Consider the following 4,007-nt stretch of genomic DNA (forward strand, 5'->3'; position numbering starts at 1 on the left):
GGGTGGGCAGGCCGCCGCCGTCACCGGAGCCCGTCGTGGCACCGGCGCCGACGCCGCCCGAGGTGCCGCCCTGCTCGCTCGCCGTGTTGCCGGGGGAGACCACGGACTTCGTCCGCTCGCCGCCGGTGGTGTCCGTACCGCCGCCGAGCCGGTAGTGCTCCAGGCCCGGTACCGCGCCGGAGCCCACCGCGGCCGTGCCGAGGACGACGGCCACGGACACCCCGACCAGGGCGGCGCGCACCGGCCGTACGGCCTTGACCCACCGCCGGCCGCCGCCACTCGCCTTGCCGTCCCCGTCCCCGGAGCCGGTCCCGGACCCGTGCGCGGCCGGTGCCGGCCCGTCGTCCGTGGCGAACAGGTAGGCCTGCGCCTTGGCGGTGGCCTCGGCGTAGGCCTCCGGGTCCGGATACGGCCCGATGTCCGCGGGAAGCGGACGTTCCCCGGCGGGCGGCTGCGCGGGCGAGTGCCGAGGGTCGTCGTTTCCGGCGGCGGAGCGTCGGTGGCGTCCCATGATCCTTGCCCTCTTCCTCGTACGCGTTCGTCGTACGTATGGCCGATCCACTCCACTCCTTCGAGTGGGTTTCGGCCACGATGCACCGGGTCCGGACGGTACCTGATGTCGCCGGGGCGCGACGTGTCCCGAGCGGCACCGGCCGGTTAGGTTGCACCCATGAGCGAGGACGTACGACTGGTCGCCTGGGTGCGTGGACACGTGCAGGGCGTGGGATTCCGCTGGTTCACGCGGGCCAGGGCACTCGAGATCGGCGGGTTGAGTGGTTTTGCTCTCAATTTGGCCGACGGCCGGGTCCAGGTGGTCGCGGAGGGGCCGCGCGAGGGCTGCGAGGGGCTGCTGGACTGGCTCCAGGGCACCGACACGCCCGGGCGCGTGGACGGTGTGACAGAGATCTGGGACACACCCCGCGGCGGCTACGAGGGCTTCGCCATCCGCTGATCCGGCTCCGCCACGCCCCTCGCCCGGGCCGCCGCGGAGTGCCGCGGGCGCCCGTCGGGAGGGAAAACGCCCTGGTGGTTGCGAAGACGGGCGACGCATGGCAGGCTCCGCAGGTACTGCTGGTCGCCACGCCCTGAGGGCCCCGGAGAGCCACAGCACCGCCGTGTTCCCGGCCGTGCGCCCCGGTTTGCCCCCCAATACAGGGCGTGATCGTGTTGACCGTCAAACTTTTTGGTGAGACGCTGAAAGCCCCGCGCACCTTAGCTGTTTGGCATGGAACAACAGCAGAGCAACACCCCGATGTGCCAAGCACCGCGGGTGCGAATCCCTCACGACCCACACCGCATCGGTCGGTCACTCATTGTGGAGGACCATCCATCATGGCAAAGGCGCTTCTCGGTTACGTCGGCGGCTCCGACCCTCGACTCCTCGCCGAGATGCGACGGCTGCAGCAGCGTGTACAGGACCTGGAGTCCGAGCTCGGACGGATCCAGGCCGAGAACGAAGCGCTGGCGGCTGCCGCCTCTCAGGAGAGGATCATGGAGAGCATCGACGCACACCAGGCGGAGCCTGCGCTCACCTGATCGCTGCATCAGCTCCACAACAGCAGAGACAGTGATCGGGTTGCCCGTATCAACCGCTCAGTTGATCGGACGGCTGCGATCCAGTCGTCAGAGTTGCAAGGGACGCTTCGGCGTCCCTTCGTTCTTTACCCCCCGCATCCTTTCACCTTCTTTAACATCTGGTGTGCCCTGGGTGGTCAACGACGAAACCGCGCGGCGGCGGGGGTTCGTGGGCCGGGCCGGGAGCGGCGGCGGGTAGAGTCCAGGGGCGTGCACCTCAAGGCCCTGACCCTGCGCGGGTTCAAGTCGTTCGCCTCGGCGACCACGCTCCGGTTCGAACCGGGGATCACGTGTGTCGTCGGCCCGAACGGCTCGGGCAAGTCCAATGTCGTGGACGCGCTCAGCTGGGTCATGGGCGAACAGGGCGCCAAGTCGCTGCGCGGCGGCAAGATGGAGGACGTCATCTTCGCCGGCACCACCGGCCGCCCGCCGCTCGGCCGCGCCGAGGTGTCCCTGACCATCGACAACTCCGACGGGGCCCTGCCCATCGAGTACGCCGAGGTCACCATCACGCGGACCATGTTCCGCAACGGCGGCAGCGAGTACCAGATCAACGGCGACACCTGCCGCCTGCTGGACATCCAGGAACTCCTCTCCGACTCCGGCATCGGCCGCGAGATGCACGTCATCGTCGGCCAGGGCCAGCTCGACTCCGTCCTGCACGCCGACCCCATGGGCCGCCGCGCCTTCATCGAGGAGGCGGCCGGCGTCCTCAAGCACCGCAAGCGCAAGGAGAAGGCGCTGCGCAAGCTGGACGCGATGCGGGCCAACCTCGCGCGCGTGCAGGACCTCACCGACGAACTGCGCCGCCAGCTCAAGCCCCTGGGCCGGCAGGCGGCGGTGGCGCGCCGGGCCGCCGTCATCCAGGCCGACCTCCGCGACGCCCGGCTGCGGCTGCTCGCCGACGACCTGGTGCGGCTGCGTGCCGCCCTCCAGGCGGAGATCGCCGACGAGGCCGCGCTGAAGGAACGCAAGGACACCGCCGAGCGGGAACTGAAGCAGGCCCTGCACCGGGAGGCCCTGCTGGAGGACGAGGTGCGCCGGCTCACCCCGCGGCTGACGCGTGCCCAGCAGACCTGGTACGAGCTGTCCCAGCTCGCCGAACGCGTCCGCGGCACGATCTCCCTGGCCGACGCCCGGGTCAAGAGCGCCACCTCCGCCCCGCCCGAGGAGCGGCGCGGCCGCGACCCCGCGCGGTCTCCCCCGTCGTGCTCATGCACGCATCCTGGGTGATGCTGGTATGCGGCGCAACGGAATTGAGGACGAGCCCGGAACATCCGGGTCGGCACTCTTGTGCGCGCCCGCCGAAGGGTCTTGGCTGGGACGAGTACCCGCTCGGCCCACACCATGGGCCGATGGCATGCTGGAGCCTCAGGAGGATCCCGACATGTCCGACATACAGAGCGACGGCGGTGACTGTACCGAGCACCGCACCGCCGTCACCGAGGACGAGGCGGAGGCCCTGATCCGGGGCATCTGCTTCAAGACCGGACCGCCCCGCACCCTCGGTGTCGAGCTGGAGTGGCTCGTCCACTCCCTGGAGCTGCCACAGCTCCCGGTCACACCCGAACGACTCGAGGCGGCCTACGCCAGGGTGCGGACCCTGCCCCTGGCATCGGCGCTCACCGTCGAACCCGGCGGCCAGCTGGAGCTGAGCTCGCCGCCCGCCGCCTCCCTGATGGAGTGCGTCGACACCGTGTCCGCCGACCTGGACGCCGTACGGACCGCTCTGGCCGAGGACGGCCTCGGTCTCGCCGGCCTCGGCCACGATCCGCGGCACCCGCCCCGCAGGTTCCTCCGCGCGCCCCGCTACGACGCCATGGAGACCTGCCTGGACCGCACCGGTCCGGCCGGCCGGCACATGATGTGCTCCTCCGCCTCCGTCCAGGTGTGTGTGGACGCGGGACACGAGGAGCCGGGCCCGCTGGGACACACCCGGCGCTGGTGGCTGGCGCACCAGTTGGGCGCGGTCCTGGTGGCCGCGTTCGCCAACTCCCCGCTGGTCGGCCTGCGGCGCACCGGCTGGCGGTCCAGCCGTCAGCTGATGTGGATGGAGATAGGGCCCGGCCGGGCCGGCGCTCCCCCGCTGGACGGCGAGCCGCGGGCCGCGTGGGCCCGGCACGCGCTGGACGCGCCGGTGATGTGCGTCCGCCGGGACGGCGGCCCCTGGGAGGTTCCCGAGGGTCTCACCTTCCGGGAGTGGACCCGTTCCCGGTCGCCCCGGCCGCCCACCCGGGCGGATCTCGACTACCACCTGAGCACCCTGTTCCCGCCGGTCAGGCCGCGCGGCCACCTGGAGCTGCGGATGATCGACGCGCAGCCCGGCACGGACGGCTGGCTCGTACCGCTCGCGGTGACGGCCGCGCTGTTCGACGACCCGCAGGCCGCCGAGACCGCCTACCGGGCCGTGAAGCCGCTCGCCGAACGGGCCC

General features: G+C 71.6%; 3 protein-coding genes and 2 pseudogenes. 4 read left to right on the plus strand and 1 reads right to left on the minus strand.

Annotation, left to right across the window (positions count from 1 at the left end):
- Positions 1-511, minus strand: a pseudogene (locus H5J33_RS26290) (hypothetical protein); the annotation flags it as partial.
- Positions 512-670: 159 nt separating this feature from the next.
- Between H5J33_RS26290 and H5J33_RS26295 the strand changes: the two are divergent.
- From H5J33_RS26295 to egtA, 4 genes and pseudogenes are all read left to right on the plus strand, one after another.
- Complete coding sequence (locus H5J33_RS26295; RefSeq protein WP_181797338.1) at positions 671-952, plus strand: acylphosphatase; 282 nt, start codon at positions 671-673, stop codon at positions 950-952.
- A 380-nt stretch (positions 953-1,332) separates the two neighbouring features.
- Positions 1,333-1,536, plus strand: coding sequence for a hypothetical protein (locus tag H5J33_RS26300; protein ID WP_181797339.1), 204 nt, complete (start codon positions 1,333-1,335; stop codon positions 1,534-1,536).
- Between the two features lie 249 nt (positions 1,537-1,785).
- Positions 1,786-2,766 (plus strand): annotated as a pseudogene (locus H5J33_RS26305) (chromosome segregation SMC family protein); the annotation flags it as partial.
- Positions 2,767-2,962: 196 nt separating this feature from the next.
- Positions 2,963-4,007, plus strand: a 1,045-nt coding sequence (gene egtA, locus H5J33_RS26310; protein ID WP_181797340.1) for an ergothioneine biosynthesis glutamate--cysteine ligase EgtA, incomplete at its 3' end; no start/stop codon positions are given.

Source organism: Streptomyces sp. WELS2, assembly GCF_013870595.1.
Taxonomy (GTDB): Bacteria; Actinomycetota; Actinomycetes; order Streptomycetales; family Streptomycetaceae; genus Streptomyces.

Bases quoted from the DNA above. Each gene is read 5' to 3' on its own strand.
- H5J33_RS26295 (WP_181797338.1), top strand. From the start codon at position 671: ATGAGCGAGGACGTACGACTGGTCGCCTGGGTGCGTGGACACGTGCAG.
- H5J33_RS26300 (WP_181797339.1), top strand. From the start codon at position 1,333: ATGGCAAAGGCGCTTCTCGGTTACGTCGGCGGCTCCGACCCTCGACTC.